The sequence below is a fragment of the Vibrio sp. sp1 genome (assembly GCF_016920955.1).
In the GTDB taxonomy this organism is placed as follows: Bacteria; Pseudomonadota; Gammaproteobacteria; order Enterobacterales; family Vibrionaceae; genus Vibrio; species Vibrio alginolyticus.
The window spans coordinates 169,944-187,698 of sequence record NZ_CP060589.1; the positions used below are offsets into that span (position 1 = coordinate 169,944).

At 44.6% G+C, this 17,755-nt stretch carries 12 protein-coding genes; 6 read left to right on the top strand and 6 right to left on the bottom strand.

Translation table 11 applies throughout. From position 1 onward, the window contains the following. Nucleotides 1–27 precede the first annotated feature (27 nt). Both H9L11_RS00865 and gyrA read right to left on the bottom strand, forming a co-directional pair. Entirely contained in the window at nt 28–651 is a 624-nt protein-coding gene (locus H9L11_RS00865) for a tetratricopeptide repeat protein (RefSeq protein WP_025767276.1), read from the bottom strand. Nucleotides 652–776: 125 nt separating this feature from the next. Further along, complete coding sequence (gene gyrA / locus H9L11_RS00870) at nt 777–3,488, bottom strand: DNA topoisomerase (ATP-hydrolyzing) subunit A (protein WP_017636128.1); 2,712 nt, start codon at nt 3,486–3,488, stop codon at nt 777–779. Nucleotides 3,489–3,963: 475 nt separating this feature from the next. Between gyrA and ubiG the strand changes: the two genes are divergently transcribed. The 4 genes from ubiG to yfaE all read left to right on the top strand — a co-directional run bounded on the left by ubiG (nt 3,964) and on the right by yfaE (nt 8,954). Beyond that, the gene (gene ubiG / locus H9L11_RS00875) at nt 3,964–4,671 is read left to right on the top strand and encodes a bifunctional 2-polyprenyl-6-hydroxyphenol methylase/3-demethylubiquinol 3-O-methyltransferase UbiG (RefSeq protein WP_005376820.1); all 708 of its coding nucleotides are present in this window, start codon (nt 3,964–3,966) and stop codon (nt 4,669–4,671) included. A gap of 502 nt (nt 4,672–5,173) precedes the next feature. Further along, nucleotides 5,174–7,456, top strand: a complete 2,283-nt coding sequence (gene nrdA / locus H9L11_RS00880) for a class 1a ribonucleoside-diphosphate reductase subunit alpha (protein WP_005376819.1) — start codon at nt 5,174–5,176, stop codon at nt 7,454–7,456. Between the two features lie 83 nt (nt 7,457–7,539). Then, a complete protein-coding gene (gene nrdB, locus H9L11_RS00885) occupies nt 7,540–8,673 on the top strand; it encodes a class Ia ribonucleoside-diphosphate reductase subunit beta (protein ID WP_005376818.1) in 1,134 nt (377 codons plus the stop codon). Beyond that, nucleotides 8,673–8,954 carry a class I ribonucleotide reductase maintenance protein YfaE gene (gene yfaE / locus H9L11_RS00890; RefSeq protein WP_005376817.1) on the top strand — a complete coding sequence of 94 codons (282 nt, stop codon included), beginning with the start codon at nt 8,673–8,675 and terminating at the stop codon, nt 8,952–8,954. Before nrdB ends, yfaE begins: the two co-directional genes overlap by 1 nt. A gap of 96 nt (nt 8,955–9,050) precedes the next feature. Here the strand turns inward: yfaE and H9L11_RS00895 are convergent, their stop codons facing one another. Then, complete coding sequence (locus H9L11_RS00895; protein ID WP_005376816.1) at nt 9,051–10,283, bottom strand: CinA family nicotinamide mononucleotide deamidase-related protein; 1,233 nt, start codon at nt 10,281–10,283, stop codon at nt 9,051–9,053. A 191-nt stretch (nt 10,284–10,474) separates the two neighbouring features. Here H9L11_RS00895 and H9L11_RS00900 point away from each other — a divergent pair, with 191 nt between their 5' ends. Next, nucleotides 10,475–11,377, top strand: coding sequence for a DUF3943 domain-containing protein (locus H9L11_RS00900; protein WP_205391087.1), 903 nt, complete (start codon nt 10,475–10,477; stop codon nt 11,375–11,377). A gap of 221 nt (nt 11,378–11,598) precedes the next feature. After that, nucleotides 11,599–12,111 (top strand): ACT domain-containing protein, encoded by a 513-nt coding sequence (locus tag H9L11_RS00905; protein ID WP_047103274.1) that lies wholly within the window; start codon nt 11,599–11,601, stop codon nt 12,109–12,111. A 77-nt stretch (nt 12,112–12,188) separates the two neighbouring features. On the opposite strand, the gene nspC is transcribed toward H9L11_RS00905, so the two are convergent. From nspC to H9L11_RS00920, 3 genes are all read right to left on the bottom strand, one after another. Further along, entirely contained in the window at nt 12,189–13,322 is a 1,134-nt protein-coding gene (nspC, locus tag H9L11_RS00910; protein WP_005386789.1) for a carboxynorspermidine decarboxylase, read from the bottom strand. Nucleotides 13,323–13,425: 103 nt separating this feature from the next. Next, complete coding sequence (locus H9L11_RS00915) at nt 13,426–14,670, bottom strand: carboxynorspermidine synthase (protein ID WP_205390929.1); 1,245 nt, start codon at nt 14,668–14,670, stop codon at nt 13,426–13,428. An 18-nt stretch (nt 14,671–14,688) separates the two neighbouring features. Continuing rightward, nucleotides 14,689–17,565 (bottom strand): pyridoxal phosphate-dependent class III aminotransferase, encoded by a 2,877-nt coding sequence (locus H9L11_RS00920; protein WP_205390930.1) that lies wholly within the window; start codon nt 17,563–17,565, stop codon nt 14,689–14,691. Between the last annotated feature and the right edge of the window lie 190 nt (nt 17,566–17,755).

Below are 17,755 nucleotides of genomic sequence, written 5' to 3' on the forward strand. Positions count from 1 at the left end.
CTCTCTATTGCTTGTTAAATTGTACGCTTACAATAGCTCTTTTGCTTTGTTAATAGAGTTAATGATTTGCACCCTATCTAAATTTGGATCATTAGAATCTAATAATATTACCCAGGCATCAATCGCTTCCTGAAATCGGAATGACAGAAAATGATCATTTGCGATCAAAGACAAAGCGGCTTCATTGTGCGGTTCTATCTGCAAAGCTTGCTCCAAAAGCAAGCTAACTTCTTGCGTCATTGATTGCTGGTGAATGTAGTACAAGGTAGTCGCCTTTGCAGCAAGTTGCGTGGCACTGACTGGCTCAGTCAGTTGGATCGCGTAATCAAAACAAATCAACGCACCGTCAAATTCACCCTCTAGCAGGTAGCCCTGCCCGAGTTGGAACCACAATTCAGCGTTGTTCGGATCTTCACGCAACTGGTCTTGAATCTCTTTCATGATGTCACGAGCAGTCATCATTCGTGACATTTCCGCGTGTATTGGTTTAGGCGGTGTTTGATGAAGCAATAAGAAACTGGCACTCGTCACGACAAGTACTAACAGGCAAAAGCCAAACCATTGAGCAGGTTTAGCTTTTGATGCACTCAGTGATAAGAGTACGATAAACAACCCCATCAGAGTGATGGCAGCGAAAAACCAAACAGACATAACACGTCCTGTAAACAAAGATAACGTCAGTGTACGCATTTCTTACTTTAAATGCGTTGATACAGATACAAAAAAAGCCGAGCAACTAAGGGCTCGGCTTTTCATATCAGGATAACGATGTAAGATTACTCTTCGTTACCTTCCTCTGCATCATCAGCAGCTGGAGCGTCTTGCTGCGTATTTTCATCTGTTGACTCTAACGCTTCTGCATCTTCATCAGCAGGCAGCTCTTCATCATCAACTTCTTCAATACGTTGCAAACCAACAACTGATTCATCTTCCGCAGTACGGATAAGCGTTACACCTTGTGTGTTACGACCAACTTGGCTAACTTCACCCACACGAGTGCGTACTAACGTGCCAGCGTCGGTGATCATCATCATTTCATCACCTTCAACAACCTGGATAGCACCAACTACCGGGCCATTTCGCTCAGAAACTTTGATAGAAACTACACCTTGAGTGCCACGACCTTTTGTCGGGTACTCGCTAAGTGCTGTACGTTTACCATAACCGTTTTCTGTAACCGTTAGGATATCGCCTTCGTGCGAAGGAACAATAAGTGATACAACTTGGTCATTTTCAGCCAGTTTCATACCACGAACACCAGAGGCGGTACGACCCATAGGACGAACACCTTTAAACTTGATCTCTGGCTGACCATTCTCATCAAGAACTGGTTTACCATTTTCATCAAGTACTGGAATCTCTTCTGCTTCTTTAAAGCGAACCACTTTACCCGCTTTAGAGAACAGCATGATTTCGTTTTCGCCGTTAGTGATATCCACACCGATTAACGAATCGTCTTCACGTAGGTTCACAGCGATTAGGCCGTTTGAACGTACGTTTGCAAACTGGTTCAACGGCGTTTTCTTAACCGTACCGTCACCTGTTGCCATGAAGATGAATTTGTCTTCAGAGAATTCATCAACACGTAGAATCGCGGTAATGCGCTCACCTTCTTCTAATGGAAGGATGTTCACAATTGGCTTACCACGCGCAGTACGGCTCGCTAGAGGCAATTGGTAAACTTTCAGGCGGTATGTCTTACCACGAGTAGAGAAACACAAGATGTTATCGTGGGTATTCGCCACTAGAAGACGCTCGATATGGTCTTCATCTTTCATCTTAGTCGCACTCTTACCTTTACCACCACGGCGCTGTGACTCGTAGTCGCTCAGTACTTGGTACTTAACGTAACCACCGTGAGATAGAGTAACCACAACGTCTTCACGTGCGATCAGCTCTTCCATGTCAATATCATGGCTCGCAGCTGTGATTTCTGTACGACGAGCGTCACCAAAGCCGTCACGAACCGCTTCAAGTTCTTCACGGATCACTTCCATCAAACGCTCAGTGCTCGCAAGGATATGCATGAGTTCAGCGATTTCTTCTAGAAGTGTTTTGTATTCGCCAAGAATCTTCTCGTGTTCTAGACCTGTTAGTTTATGTAAACGTAGATCTAGGATAGCTTGTGCTTGTTGCTCAGTCAGGAAGTACTGACCATCACGAATACCATATTCAGGCTCTAGCCATTCAGGGCGCGCAGCATCTGTACCAGCACGCTCTAGCATTGCTGAAACGTTGCCTAAATCCCAACCACGAGCGATAAGACCCGCTTTTGCTTCAGCCGGTGTAGGTGCCTTACGGATAAGCTCAATGATTTCATCAATGTTAGCAAGCGCTAGAGCTAAACCTTCAAGGATATGAGCACGTTCACGCGCTTTACGCAGTTCGAAGATAGTACGACGTGTCACAACTTCACGACGGTGATCAACGAAGCACTTCAACATATCTTTTAGGTTGAATAGCTGTGGCTGGCCATTGTTTAGAGCCACCATATTGATACCGAAAGTGGTTTGCAGCTGAGTCTGAGCGTAAAGATTGTTTAGAACTACTTCGCCCACAGCATCGCGCTTACACTCAATAACAATGCGCATACCGTCTTTATCTGACTCGTCGCGCAGTGCACTGATACCTTCTACTTTCTTATCTTTAACTAGCTCAGCGATCTTTTCGATCAAGCGAGCTTTGTTCACCTGGTAAGGAATTTCAGTGACGATAATGGTCTCTTTACCATTCTTCTCCACTTCGATGTCCGCTTTCGAACGCATGTAGATTTTGCCACGACCTGTTTTGTACGCGTCTACAATGCCTTTACGACCGCTGATAAGCGCCGCCGTTGGGAAATCAGGACCAGGAATGTAATCCATTAGTTCATCAATAGTGATTTCTTCATTATTGATGTATGCAAGACAGCCATCAATCACTTCGCCAAGGTTATGAGGCGGGATGTTGGTTGCCATACCTACTGCGATACCAGAAGCACCGTTAACCAATAGGTTTGGAATTTTAGTTGGAAGAACCGCTGGGATCTGCTCAGTACCGTCGTAGTTTGGTACGTAGTCTACGGTTTCTTTGTCTAGGTCAGCCAATAGTTCATGGGCAATTTTTGCCATTCGAACTTCGGTGTAACGCATTGCCGCAGCAGAGTCGCCATCGATCGAGCCAAAGTTACCTTGACCATCGACCAGCATGTAACGAAGCGAGAACGGCTGAGCCATACGTACGATTGTGTCGTACACAGCACTATCACCATGTGGGTGATATTTACCGATTACGTCGCCGACAACACGGGCTGATTTTTTATATGGTTTGTTCCAATCGTTGCCTAGTACGTTCATCGCGAATAAAACGCGGCGGTGTACTGGTTTTAGGCCATCACGCACATCTGGAAGAGCACGACCCACGATGACTGACATCGCGTAGTCTAGGTATGAACCTCTAAGCTCATCTTCAATGTTTACGGGCGTGATCTCTTTAGCTAAATCGCTCATAGAGCCATTATCCCTCTATTATCTGATCGTAATTACGATACGTGTAAGGTGCAAAAATATAACACACAATTCATCACTTCGGCATCACTTTCCCTCTCCTTTTATCAGGTTGTGAGCTTGGTTATGAATCAAATGTCGAGAATTTGCACACTAATCCCATATCTTTCTGATTAGTGGTTATATTTCGGTCAACATTGAGCAAAATCGGACTCTTTACGCGGAAAAGCGAGGTAAATTCCTTTAACTACACAACGCGAAAATGCAGGTTTTAGAGTTATTGTCACTGGCACCAGTTCAAGGATGAACCAAAAACAATAGCGAGCGCTTTCAAAAATACAGGAACCTGTCGCTATTGCCGCGCCAGTGAACTCTGTCATTGTCCCTTAACTAAGCACATCGAGGTTGTTTGGGTATAAAACGTTGGAGTATACTGGCGCCCTCTAAAGGACTCAGATTGAATGCAATAAAACCAATTATGACTAAAGCACAAAACGTCGACCCAAGTGAAATTAAGAAATTCGAGGACATGGCTTCTCGATGGTGGGATTTAGAAGGCGAGTTTAAGCCACTTCATCAAATTAACCCACTTCGTTTGAACTATGTACTTGAAAAAGCAAATGGCTTGTTTGGCAAGCGCGCACTTGATGTCGGCTGTGGTGGTGGCATTCTTGCTGAAAGCATGGCAAAAGAAGGCGCTATTGTGACTGGACTTGATATGGGTAAAGAACCATTAGAAGTCGCGCGACTACATGCATTAGAAACAGGTACTCAACTGACCTACATTCAGAGCACAATAGAAGACCACGCTATAGAAAACGCAGGAACTTACGATGTCGTGACTTGTATGGAGATGCTTGAACACGTTCCAGATCCTCTCTCCGTTATCCGCTCTTGTGCTGCGCTAGTCAAACCCGGTGGTCACGTGTTTTTCTCAACTTTGAACCGAAACATTAAGTCGTACTTATTTGCTATTGTCGGTGCTGAGAAGCTTCTTAAGATTGTTCCTGAAGGCACTCATGAGCACGATAAGTTTATCAAGCCAGCCGAAATGATGAAGATGATAGACCAAACTGACCTGACGGAAATGGGCATTACTGGGCTTCATTACAACCCTCTAAATGACAGCTACAAACTCGGTCGTAATGTAGATGTAAACTACATCGTTCATACTAAAAAATACTGAACGCTATTAAGTTAAAAAAACGAGTTTTGTGATTGACATTTTTTAAAGAAAATGAATCGGAAGCGGTAGCACAAAGTTGCCGCTTTTTTTGTCTTTTTATGGCTAAAATTCGTGCTCTAGATTCCATTTTGACCAAGCCATTTTTCGTAGATAAAAACGGCCAAAGATCAAGGAAAATATTTTTGCATGCGGTTATTTCTAAACCGATCTCGAAACCGTACTTTTAACCATTCAAGTCTGCCCTTTTCTCATCGGTTAGTGTTCACTTACTGATTTTTTTCATTTTGTCAGTTATCCACAAGTCATCCCCGAACTGTACCTTGATAAATCAGTGTAATAGCACTATCTTGTAACCCGCAAACAAATGAACCCCTATATGTTGTGTTTAAGCGACAATATATAGATAGACTTTGATCACAAAGCCGCCGCAAGCTTTACTCATATTGCACATAAACAAACAAAAATACGGCTTTTATCAGTTTTCTTAGGGAAATAAAGCAGAATGAACCAACAACTTACCGTCACCAAGCGTGATGGCCGTAAAGAAAGTATCGATCTGGATAAAATCCACCGCGTTATCACTTGGGCTGCAGAAGGTCTAGATAATGTTTCGGTTTCTCAAGTAGAACTTCGCGCTCACATCCAGTTTTACGACGGCATCACAACGACAGATATTCACGAGACAATCATCAAGTCTGCGGCAGACCTGATCTCTGAAGAGACTCCGGATTACCAATACCTAGCTGCTCGCCTAGCGGTATTCCATCTGCGTAAAAAAGCGTATGGCCAATACGAGCCACCAACGCTTTATGATCACGTGTCTCGCCTCGTCGATATGGGTAAGTACGATCAACATATTCTAGAAGACTACACAAAAGCAGAACTCGACGAACTTGATGCGTACCTCGACCATAAACGCGACCTAAACTTCTCATACGCGGCAGTTAAGCAGCTAGAGGGTAAGTACTTCGTACAGAACCGTGTTACGGGCCAAATTTACGAAAGTGCTCAGTTCTTATACATCCTTGTAGCAGCGTGCTTATTTGCGAAATATCCAAAAGCGACACGTCTTGATTACATCAAACGTTTCTACGATGCGACATCGACATTTAAGATTTCTCTACCTACGCCAATTATGTCTGGCGTGCGTACCCCTACTCGCCAGTTCAGCTCATGTGTTCTGATCGAGTGTGGAGACAGTCTTGATTCTATTAACGCAACAGCAAGCTCAATTGTTCGTTATGTATCTCAGCGCGCTGGTATTGGTATCAACGCAGGTCGTATCCGTGCATTAGGCTCAGAGATTCGCGGTGGTGAAGCATTCCACACTGGTTGTATTCCGTTCTACAAGTACTTCCAAACAGCAGTAAAATGTTGTTCACAAGGTGGTGTACGTGGTGGCGCAGCTACTGTGTTCTACCCAATGTGGCACGGTGAAGCACGCTCACTAATGGTACTTAAGAACAACCGTGGTGTTGAAGAAAACCGTGTTCGTCACATGGACTACGGTGTTCAGTTAAACAAACTGATGTACCAACGTTTAGTTGAAGGCGGCAATATTACGCTATTCTCACCATCTGATGTACCTGGTCTGTACGACGCATTCTTCGAAAACCAAGAAGAGTTTGAGCGTCTATACGTGAAGTACGAGAACGATCCTTCAATCAAGAAAGAAACGGTTAAAGCGATTGAAATGTTCACTCTGCTAATGCAAGAGCGTGCATCAACGGGTCGTATCTACATCCAGAACGTGGACCACTGTAATACTCACAGCCCATTTGATTCTGAAGTTGCTCCAGTTCGTCAGTCGAACCTATGTTTAGAAATCGCACTACCAACGAAACCATTAACTAACGTTGAAGATGACTCAGGCGAGATCGCACTGTGTACGCTTTCTGCATTCAACTTAGGTGCTATCAAGTCTCTAGATGATTTCGAAGAGCTATCCGATCTTGTTGTTCGTGCGTTAGATGCACTGCTTGATTACCAAGATTACCCTCTACCAGCGGCATACAAATCGACTATGAACCGTCGTACGCTAGGTGTTGGTGTGATTAACTTTGCTTACTACTTAGCGAAGAATGGCGTGAAATACTCTGACGGTAGCGCGAACGGCCTAACTCACCGTACGTTCGAAGCAATGCAGTACTACCTATTGAAAGCATCTGTAGCACTGGCGAAAGAACAAGGTAAGTGCCCTTCATTCGACGAGACGAACTACGCGAAAGGCTTACTGCCGATTGATACGTATAAGAAAGATATCGACCTAATTTGTGACGAAGCGCTGCACTACGACTGGGACAGCCTACGTAAAGAAATTATGGAGCACGGCCTACGTAACTCAACACTGACTGCGCTAATGCCTTCTGAGACTTCTTCTCAGATTTCAAACGCAACTAACGGTATTGAGCCACCACGTGGTTACGTTTCAGTAAAAGCTTCGAAAGACGGTATCCTGAAGCAAGTTGTACCAGAGTTCACAGAACTTAAAGACAGCTATGAACTGCTTTGGAATATCGGTTCGAACGACGGTTATCTACACCTTGTGGGTATTATGCAGAAGTTTGTTGACCAAGCTATCTCTGCTAATACTAACTACGACCCGTCACGTTACGAGACTGGCAAGGTTCCAATGAAGAAACTACTTCAAGACCTGCTAACAGCGTATAAGTTTGGTGTGAAAACGCTTTACTACCACAACACTCGTGATGGCGCGAAAGATGAACAGAAAGACGCTGTTCAACCACAAGATGACGATTGTGCTGGCGGCGGTTGTAAGATTTAATCTTCCCGTACCTAGCGAACCCGTAAAGACAGACTATCGATAACCTCCCCCTTACGGGGAGGTTTAAAAGGAATTGAGGCATTATGGCTTACAGTACTTTTAACCAAAAAAAGAATGACCAATTGAAGGAACCAATGTTCCTAGGTCAATCAGTAAACGTTGCACGTTACGACCAACAAAAGTTTGAGATTTTCGAAAAACTTATCGAGAAACAACTTTCTTTCTTCTGGCGTCCAGAAGAAGTAGACGTATCTAGTGACCGTATCGATTACAACAAACTGCCAGATCACGAGAAGCACATCTTCATCTCTAACTTGAAGTACCAAACGCTTCTTGACTCTATCCAAGGCCGCAGCCCTAACGTGGCACTGCTGCCGCTTGTGTCTCTGCCAGAACTAGAGACTTGGATTGAGACTTGGTCTTTCTCTGAAACGATTCACTCTCGTTCTTACACACACATTATTCGTAACATCGTGAACGACCCTGCTGTAGTGTTTGATGATATCGTTGAGAACGAGCACATTCTGAAGCGTGCAAAAGACATCGCGCACTACTACGACGATTTGATTCAAGCGACGAATGATTACCATCGCTACGGTGAAGGTGAGCATGTCCTTAACGGTGAAACGGTTAAGGTTAGTCTGTACGATCTTAAGAAGAAGCTGTACATCTGTCTGATGTCTGTTAACGCATTAGAAGCCATTCGTTTTTACGTAAGTTTCGCATGTTCTTTCGCTTTCGCAGAACGCGAACTAATGGAAGGTAACGCGAAAATCATCAAGCTGATCGCTCGTGACGAAGCACTTCACTTAAACGGCACGCAGCACATGATCAACCTGCTACGTAACGGTCAAGATGACTTCACTTTCATGCAAATCGCAGAAGAGGCAAAACAGGACTGTTTTGACCTATTCAAAGAAGCGGCTGAGCAAGAAAAAGAGTGGGCAGAGTATCTATTCAAAGATGGCTCTATGATCGGTCTAAACAAAGACATCCTAAGCCAATACGTTGAATACATCACAAATATTCGTATGCAAGCGGTAGGTCTACCAGCAGCGTATCCAGAAGCAACAACCAACCCAATTCCATGGATTAACGCTTGGTTGTCTTCAGATAACGTTCAAGTTGCGCCTCAAGAAGCAGAAATCTCTTCTTACCTTGTGGGTCAAATTGACAATGAAGTTCGCGCAGATGACTTCGAAGGATTCGAGCTGTAATGGCAACACTCAAAATCAACAAACTGATCAGCATTGAATCCAACCCTTCCAATACGATTTTGGAAACAATGGAGCAAGCTGGCCTATTACCAGAATACAACTGCCGTGATGGGCACTGCGGCGCCTGTCGCTGCAAATTGGAGTCTGGTGAAGTGGAGTATGTTGGTTTTGCCATGGCTTACACACAAAGTGATGAAATATTACCTTGTATCTGTAAAGCAAAATCAGATTTGTCACTTAGCGGCGTTAACTACGCGATGAAAGAAAAGCAGCGCGCATAACGTTGACTCGACGGTATAAAATGCAAAAGCCAAGGCAATCACCTTGGCTTTTTTGTCTCTGTGTTTTGTCTCTCAGACTACTGTATAGAGCTTTGGTTATAAAGCACTGCTCGGGAGGTGCATCTCTTTAACTTTCTCTAAAAATGCATAATGCGCAAACATCGGTTTACGTTCTAGGTAGCGACGCAACAAGTCTAGTGCTGCCGTGCTGATCACTTTAACTTGATCACTGCGCTGATACTTTTTCGAGAGTTTATATAACGCTCCCCACTCGCCTGACGGTGTCGATAAAGCGACGGAAAAAACACCCTCTTCAATATGGCCAGTAACGAGTGATAAATCCGTCCCACACTTCTCTCGCGTAGCACCAGCCAGAGCAAACGTTTCTGCTAATGGATCTCCGCTGTTGGCCATCGCTTGAGTCAGGCTCGGTAGTATCCAACCATGCCCTAGTTGCTTTTCAGCGTTTTCATCACCGTTTAGCCAGTACGTTAAGTATCCTCCGCTACTTTTTTCGGAGGTCGACACTGTTAGTCCTTTATCGACCAACAACTGGCCGACATTTTCAACCATAGGTAAGTCAATACTAACGGTATTACTCTCAAGGTGTTTATTAATTATCTGTACGAGTTTCAAACGCTGTTCAAGCTGATCTGAAGGACCAAAAAGTTTCACTTCAATAAAAGGCAAGTAAGAGCGATACCCTAGCTCATAGCCTTGAGGAAGTTTTAGCTGATCTAGCTTATCTGAAATACCGGATTCAGACAGACCAAACGTGTAGATTCGGCTACAACATGAACCTTGCACATCGGGAAACACTCTTCTCAGATCGGGAAGAATTTGCGTCTCTGCCATGAGCTTAAATTCACTTGGTACACCCGGTGTGAAATAAAAAATGGCATCATTAATCAGCATTTTGAAACCGCAAGCAGTGCCTATCGGGTTGTCCAATATCTCTGCCGTTTCTGGCAGCATTGCTTGCTTTAAATTACTGTCCGGCATAGGGATGCCACGTCGAGCATACAAACTTTCTAGATGCTGCAACCACTCTTTGAATAGCACCAGTTTACAATCGGCGGCTCTCGCGGCGGCGGCGGCACTCATGTCATCCGTTGTAGGGCCTAAACCACCATTAACAATAACCACATCGTTGTTAAAGCTGAGCATTAAAAACTCTTCAACCAAACTCGATAGGCTATCGCCAACCGTTGAGCGCTTTGTTAAGCCAAATCCATGTTGATAAAACAGGCTAGACAACCATGCCGCATTAGTATCAACAATATCACCGTGGAGGACTTCCTCACCAGTACTAAGCATTGCTATTTTCACAACTGACTCCTGAACGTAAGCACAATCCTATTTTCGTTATAGCGCTTATTTTTCTTTTTATTTGGACAAATCTCGCCGAGGTTTGTTGGGACTAAATAAGGGTCAAGTGTTTAAATGATTGATGTTTTGAGGGATAATTACGAGCCCGAACATACACCATTAACTCGGAGACCTTTGTGTCAAAATCATCCATGTTCAAGACGACTCTAACAGGCCTTTGCTTGGCTTCGTCAGCGCTTGCGCACGCAAGTCGCTATGACCTAAACCGTCATACAGAGTTTTCTTACACACCTGATTGCTTGTCAGGTTACTGCGAAACGACGACTCTGTACACCTTCGAGGCTCAAAATCGCGGTGTTATGTATGAACAGAATAATGATGATTCGCTAAACCTTGACGCAGGGCTTCAGCCTAAACATCTCATCATCCCTCAAGATAAAGACTGGGATTATCTGATGGGTCAAACCTACACCATTCTAGGTCTCAGTATCGCGACCGTAGGCATGATGACTTTTCTTCCAGAAAGTATCACCAAATGGGACGAAGAAGACCGAGACATGAGTAAGTTGGGGCAAAAGTGGAAAGATAATGTCTCTGACGGCCCCGTTTGGGATCGCGATGAACATGTCCTCAACTACATCATGCACCCATATTTTGGCGGCGTTTACTACACGGCAGCACGTCACGCTGGCTATAATGAATTTCAGTCGTTTTTGTACTCCGCAACTATGTCGACGTTCTTTTGGGAGTATGGCGTGGAGGCGTTCGCAGAAGTACCATCTTGGCAGGATATTTTTATCACACCATTCTTTGGTGCTGTTGTTGGTGAAATGATGTTAACGGCTGAGCAAGACATTATTGCAAACGGCGGCGAAGTTATGGGTTCTGAAACCGCAGGTGATGTTTCGCTCGTCTTCTTAAACCCTGTTGGACATATTCATTATTGGGTAACTGATGCATGGGGCGGTAGTGCAGAACTACAATTCAATTCATCACCTTGGTTTGGAAACCAAGATGTTGCAAAATTCGCCATGGACGCAGGCGCAAACTACGACAGTCAATTTTATGGTATCGAGTTAAAAGTAACCTTCTAATCCTAAGTTGATACTCGGTAAAAAGCAGCCTTACGATGGCTGTTTTTTTGTGCTCTGAACATTGTTTTAATTATTTGCATCACGAATTAGTGTTAAAAATTGACTTTCATCAAACATTACCTGCCCTTAGCACCTACACTAAATAAAAGGATTTATTCCAATAACTTAAGTAGCACGTTTATTCGTACTGCGTCCAAACCTTGATTCCAGGAGGGGACATTATGAACACCGTATTTATTGTTAATTTTGTCGGACAAGCGTCACCCGCCACGATTAAAGAGCTCGCTGCAATCACACACGAAAACGGCGGGAAATGGCTGATCAGCAAAGTAAACTTTATCGAAGACCAAGTTGCAGGTGTCATCAAAGTAGAGCTTCCAAGAGATAATGCCGACATCGTTAAACAGGCGTTCTCTTCTTGTCAGACTCTTGTTGTTAGGTTCGTCGACTCTGAACCTCATTCATATCGTGAAGACACTATCTTCCAACTTCGTTTAGATGCCAACGATAGAGCGGGTATTGTGAATGAAATTACTCACGTTCTCGATAATCAAGGTATCTCAATTTTAGATATGGATTGTCAGCGTGTATTCATTGCTGGAGGCGGAGGGGTAAGCTCTAGCTTATTCAGCGCTAAAATGGCGATAAAACTACCTAGCGAGCTAGAAATTGAAGACATAGCCAATGAGTTAGAATCTCTGAGTGAAGACACTCGTGTAATTGTAGAAAGCTAACTGCATACCTTTAACGCTTCCCCAATAAAAAGAGCAGCAATTCAGCTGCTCTTTGTCGTTCTAATACTCAATACGTTTTATTTCACTGACCACTGAGACAGTGAACGTTTGAAATCAGAGTAGTCAAATTCATTCAGTTTTTGAATGTCACCATTCGAGCGTTCACAGTAGACCGACGGCATACGTAGACCGTTAAACCAGTTTAGTTTCACCATGGTGTAACCGGCACTATCTAGAATATGCAGACGCTGTCCTATCTCTAGAGGCTGTTCGAAGTTCGCCACGCAGAACTGGTCACCAGCCAAACAAGAGCACGAGCCGATCACATACTCATGTTCACCATTTTCAGATGCTTCAAGGATTGACGCTGGCTCATTGTAGATCAACGTATCTAAGCGGTGAGCTTCTGTGGCCGAATCGACAATCGCCGTCTTCTTTACGTTCTCTACAATATCAACCACTGTTACAACGAGATCAGTGGTCTTAGTAATTATCGCTTCACCCGGCTCTAAATACATTTGTACGCCGTGTTTCTCTGAGAACGCTTTAAGTGCTAACCCCAACTTCTCGATATCGTACCCCGGCCATGTGAAGAACACGCCGCCACCCATGCTTACCCAGTCCAGCTTATCTAGGTACTCGCCAAACTGAGCTGAAATAGCATCGAGTAAGCCGATAAACGCATCTACGTCTTTGTTCTCACAGTTCATGTGGAACATTACGCCATCAATACCATCAAAAATTTCCGGTTTGATGTGATCAGCCTGAACCCCAAGACGAGAGAATTGACGCGCTGGGTTTGCTAAGTCTTGCCCTGCATAGCTCACACCTGGGTTTAGGCGCAAGCCAATCGATGCTTTACCTTCGACAATATGACGATAAGCCGCTAGCTGTGACTGAGAGTTAAAGATCATCTTGTCACAGATGTCCGCCACATCGCGAACGTCATCTTCGCTGTAACCCACACTGTATGCGTGTGTCTCACCACCGAACGTTTCGTAGCCAAGCTTCACTTCAAACGGGCCAGAACTTGTTGTTCCGTCTAGGTAAGGCTTGATGATGTCGAATACACCCCATGTTGAGAAGCACTTCAGTGCTAATACAAGCTTCACACCAGAGATGTCTTTTAGCTGTTTTGCTTTCTCTAGATTCTCAATCAGCTTGTCTTCATTGATCATGAAGTATGGCGTTTTTAGTTCGTTTTGTTGCATTTTGATACCTTACGTCCCTTCGCCTTAGCAAAGACACTATAAAATCGAACAAAGCCGACGCAAGTGCATCGGCTTAAACGTACAAATAAGAGTCGCTAAATTCTTACTTCAATTTATGGATAACAGGTTGTCCTGGCTCCAGTTCTTGAACATGCCAATCTAGACCAATAGATGGCATGGTTTCTAGGAATGGGTCAGGATCTAGCTGCTCCATGTTGAACACGCCTTTGTCTGCCCACTTGCCACGGAAGAACTGCAAAGCCGCAGTGATCGCTGGTACGCCAGTGGTGTATGAGATAGCTTGGTGTTCAACATCTTCGTATGCGACTTCGTGATCAGCGTTGTTGTAAATAAATACACTGCGCTCTTTACCATCTTTCTTACCTTGAACCCAAGTACCGATACACGTTAGGCCAGTGTAGCCTGGCGCGAGTGATGTTGGATCTGGTAGTAGTGCTTTTAGCACGTGCAAAGGTTGAACAACCGTACCGTCGTGAAGCGTTAGTGGATCTGGGCTGAGTAGACCGATGTCGCGCATCACATTGAAGTAGTTTAGGTAACGGTCACCAAAGCCCATCCAGAATTCGATGCGTTTCGCCGGGATGAACTCTTGCATAGATCGAACTTCGTCGTGCGCCATTGAGTACACTTTGTGTGAACCACAATTCGGGAATTCAAACTCAAGCATACGTGAGTGACAAGGTACTTGTTTCCACTCGCCGTTTTCCCAGTAGAACGAATCGCCTTGAATCTCAAGCATGTTCGTTTCTGGATCAAAGTTAGTTGCGAACTTCTTGCCGTGGTCGCCTGCGTTTACATCCATTACGTCGATAGTATCGATTTCATCGAACAGATGCTTCACTGCGTATGCGGCAAACACCGATACTACGCCCGGATCGAAACCAGCACCAAGAATACCTGTAATGCCCGCTTCTTCAAACTTCTCACGGTAACCCCACTGCCAATCGTAAGCTTGAGGTACTTGTTGGCCTTCAGAGCACAAATCAACCGCAACAGATGTATCAAGGTATGACACTTTAGCTTGGTAACATGCTTCCATAATAGACATGTTCACCCAAGGAGGACCCGCGTTGATCACTAAGTCAGGTTGTACTTCTTTAATTAAAGCAACTAAAGAATCTACGTCGTCCGCGTTTACCGCTCGCGCTTCTAATTTCTTAGTTGAATCTTTCCGATTGTTTTTCTTCTGAATCGATTCGATGATTTTCTCACACTTACCTACGGTACGTGATGCGATTGTGATATCACCCAGAACGTCGTTGTTTTGTGCTGCTTTATGTGCAACTACCCAGCCAACGCCGCCTGCACCAATCTGTAGAATTGCCATAGTTTTCCGTTACCTTTGTTAAACTAGCTCTGCCGCTAGCGTATTGATTTTTGAGAGCAAAGATTCAAAGTCCGCCGTCGTCAGACACGGGTTCAAAATCGTAAATTTCAATGCAGTTTTATCGTCGACAATGGTTTCACCCAATACCGCGATACCGCGTGTTAACGCTTCTAAGCGCAACGTTTTGTTCAGTTCATCAAGATCCGCTGATTCATGTGTCGCGCGGAACAGAACCGTAGATAGTGATGGTTCAGCCAACAACTCAAAGTGTTTGTTATCTCGAATCATGTCCGCCACTTCAAGCGTCTGTTCAAGCAAATGATCATACATATCGCCTAGGGCTTTTGGCCCTACGCTTTGCATCGTCATAAACACTTTGAGCGCATCAAAACGCTTAGTTGTCGCAATAGACTTATCCACCAAGTTCGGTAGTTCGTCGTGTTCGCGGTTCAAATAGTCTGCATGGTGAAGCAGGAATTTAAAGTTAGACTTGTCATTTACCAATAGCGCACCACAACTGATGGTTTGGTAAAACAGCTTATGGAAGTCTACGCTGATGGAATGTGCACGCTCACAACCTTTCAGACGCGCTTTTTGGCTACTTAGAATCAGAGCTCCACCGTATGCACCGTCGACATGCATCCACATGCCATGTTTCGCTGCCATATCGGCGATAAAGTCTAAGTCATCAATAGCACCGTGGTCCGTTGTGCCCGCTGTGCCAACAATGGCAAATGGGATCAAACCTTCTGCTTTGGCCTGATTGAGAACTTCGTCTAATTTAGTGACATCCATCGTTCCATCGGCATTAGCATCGACAGTCATGACCGCTTTTTCACCCAACCCCATCCAAGACGCTGATTTTTGAACCGTGAAGTGGGATTTTTTCGAACATACAATACGTAGCTTGTCTGCGTATTCAGGAAGGCCAAGCTTTTGAATTGAGTGTGCACTGAGTTTGTCAGCAATCCAGTCACGCGCTAACATCAAGCCCATTTGGTTACTTTGCGTGCCGCCGCTCGTGAAGATACCGTCCGCTTTTTCACCTAACTCATATTTATCACATAGCCAGTTCACAACTTTCTGTTCAACATAAGTCGCTGATGAAGCTTGATCCCATGAGTCCATAGACTGGTTCAAAGCCGCAATCATTGCCTCTGCCGCAATCGCTGGCATCAAAGGTGGAGTATGCAGGTGAGCAATACAATCTGGATGTTGAGTAAAAATTGCGTTTTTCGCGACCAGCTCAGCAGCATCGTCGATAACGGTTTTAAGAGGCGCATTTCCATTATCAAGATCAACGTCGTGAATCGCTGCTTCCAATGCTTTTGAATCCATACCTGAATACGGTGCAGTCACTTGTTCAAACACTGACTTCATTGCCGTAGTAGTGTGATTCATCACCGAAGCAAATTCATTGCTGCCCATCTCTCCAGTGTGGATGAAATGCTTCTTCCATTCATCTTGTGGCTGAGTTTCGATGTGACTACCGCCAGCGGCTAAAATCGCGTCTTCAAATACACGTAAAGCAAAGTCGATTTGCTCAAACGAGATGATAAGAGGAGGAAGGAAACGAATTACTGCGCCTTCGCGTCCACCTTTCTCAACGATCAAGCCACGCTCAAGTGCTGCGCGTTGAATAGAAAGTGTGAGTTCACTATCCGCTTGAGGTTCACCAAATTTATTGAGCTCACCGTTTGGAGTTTTAATCTCCACGCCTAGCATCAAACCTTTGCCACGAACCTCTGCGATACAGTTCACACGCTTTTGAATACTTTCAAGGCCGTAGCGCAGGTACTGACCCGCAACATTGGCATGCTCAACAAGGTTATCACGCTGGATAATTTCTAATGCTTTCGCACCAGAGACCATAGCTAGCTGGTTACCACGAAATGTACCTGTGTGCTCGCCCGGCTTCCATGTATCATGTTGCTTGTTGATGACCAATAGCGACATTGGTAAACCACCACCAATTGCTTTTGATAAACACAGAATATCTGGAACAATGCCCGACTCTTCGAACGCGAAATTGTAGCCAGTTTTACCAACACCACACTGGATCTCATCGAAGATCAGTAAGATACCGTGTTCATCACAAATACGACGTAACTCTCGTAGCCAGAATGCTGGCGCAGGAACAACACCACCCTCACCTTGCACTGGCTCCACGATAATCGCGGCAGGCTTCATAATGCCTGACTCATCATCGTTTAAAAGACGATCGATATAACGAATACTTGCTTTCGCACCTTCATCACCGCCAAGCCCAAAAGGACAACGCAGGTTGTATGGGAAAGGCATAAAGTGCACATCCGACATCAAACCAGTTCGACGAGCTTTCGTGCCTAAGTTACCCATCATCCCCATCGTACCATTAGTCATACCATGGTATGCGCCACGGAAGGCAAACATAGTGTTGCGACCGGTAGTCTGTTTCGCGAGCTTGATAGCAGCTTCAACCGCATCAGCTCCAGACGGGCCACAAAATTGGATAACGCTGTTCTCGCTTAACTCTTGAGGAAGAAAAGACTTAACGGATTGAATAAACGTCGTTTTTGCTGATGTTGCAATATCTAGCGTCTGATATGGCAGTCCTGAATCTAATTGTTCTTTCAGCGCTTGGTTTATTTCAGGATGGTTATACCCCAAAGCTAGAGTGCCTGCCCCCGCAAGGCAGTCTAGAAAGATCTGTCCACGCGTATCTTCAACCAAGCACCCAAAGGCTTGTTTAATTGCGATCGGCAAACGACGTGGATAAGAACGTACTTCAGATTCATGCTCAGCCTGATCAATCAATACTTGATCTGGCGTTAAGTCATACGTTCCCTCAACGATAGGAACCTGAGACGAAAAAATGTTTGCGATATTGCTATCGACTTCAAAGGCAGTGCTCATACTACATAATCCCTTGAATTATAATAATTCTGTATCCTGTATTAATAATCATTAGAATGAAATTACAGGAGGTGTGAATACCCCTCCGCATTTGTCAGTGCATAAATGACAAATACAGATCATCCGCCACGATACTCGCGACTTTATATGTAAAAGGGATTAATCAAGGTTCTGTAATGCACCCGTTTTG

Coding starts and splice junctions, on each gene's coding strand:
- H9L11_RS00865 (WP_025767276.1), bottom strand. CDS start 651: ATGTCTGTTTGGTTTTTCGCTGCCATCACTCTGATGGGGTTGTTTATC.
- gyrA (WP_017636128.1), bottom strand. CDS start 3,488: ATGAGCGATTTAGCTAAAGAGATCACGCCCGTAAACATTGAAGATGAG.
- ubiG (WP_005376820.1), top strand. CDS start 3,964: ATGACTAAAGCACAAAACGTCGACCCAAGTGAAATTAAGAAATTCGAG.
- nrdA (WP_005376819.1), top strand. CDS start 5,174: ATGAACCAACAACTTACCGTCACCAAGCGTGATGGCCGTAAAGAAAGT.
- nrdB (WP_005376818.1), top strand. CDS start 7,540: ATGGCTTACAGTACTTTTAACCAAAAAAAGAATGACCAATTGAAGGAA.
- yfaE (WP_005376817.1), top strand. CDS start 8,673: ATGGCAACACTCAAAATCAACAAACTGATCAGCATTGAATCCAACCCT.
- H9L11_RS00900 (WP_205391087.1), top strand. CDS start 10,475: ATGTTCAAGACGACTCTAACAGGCCTTTGCTTGGCTTCGTCAGCGCTT.
- H9L11_RS00905 (WP_047103274.1), top strand. CDS start 11,599: ATGAACACCGTATTTATTGTTAATTTTGTCGGACAAGCGTCACCCGCC.
- nspC (WP_005386789.1), bottom strand. CDS start 13,322: ATGCAACAAAACGAACTAAAAACGCCATACTTCATGATCAATGAAGAC.
- H9L11_RS00915 (WP_205390929.1), bottom strand. CDS start 14,670: ATGGCAATTCTACAGATTGGTGCAGGCGGCGTTGGCTGGGTAGTTGCA.
- H9L11_RS00920 (WP_205390930.1), bottom strand. CDS start 17,565: ATGAGCACTGCCTTTGAAGTCGATAGCAATATCGCAAACATTTTTTCG.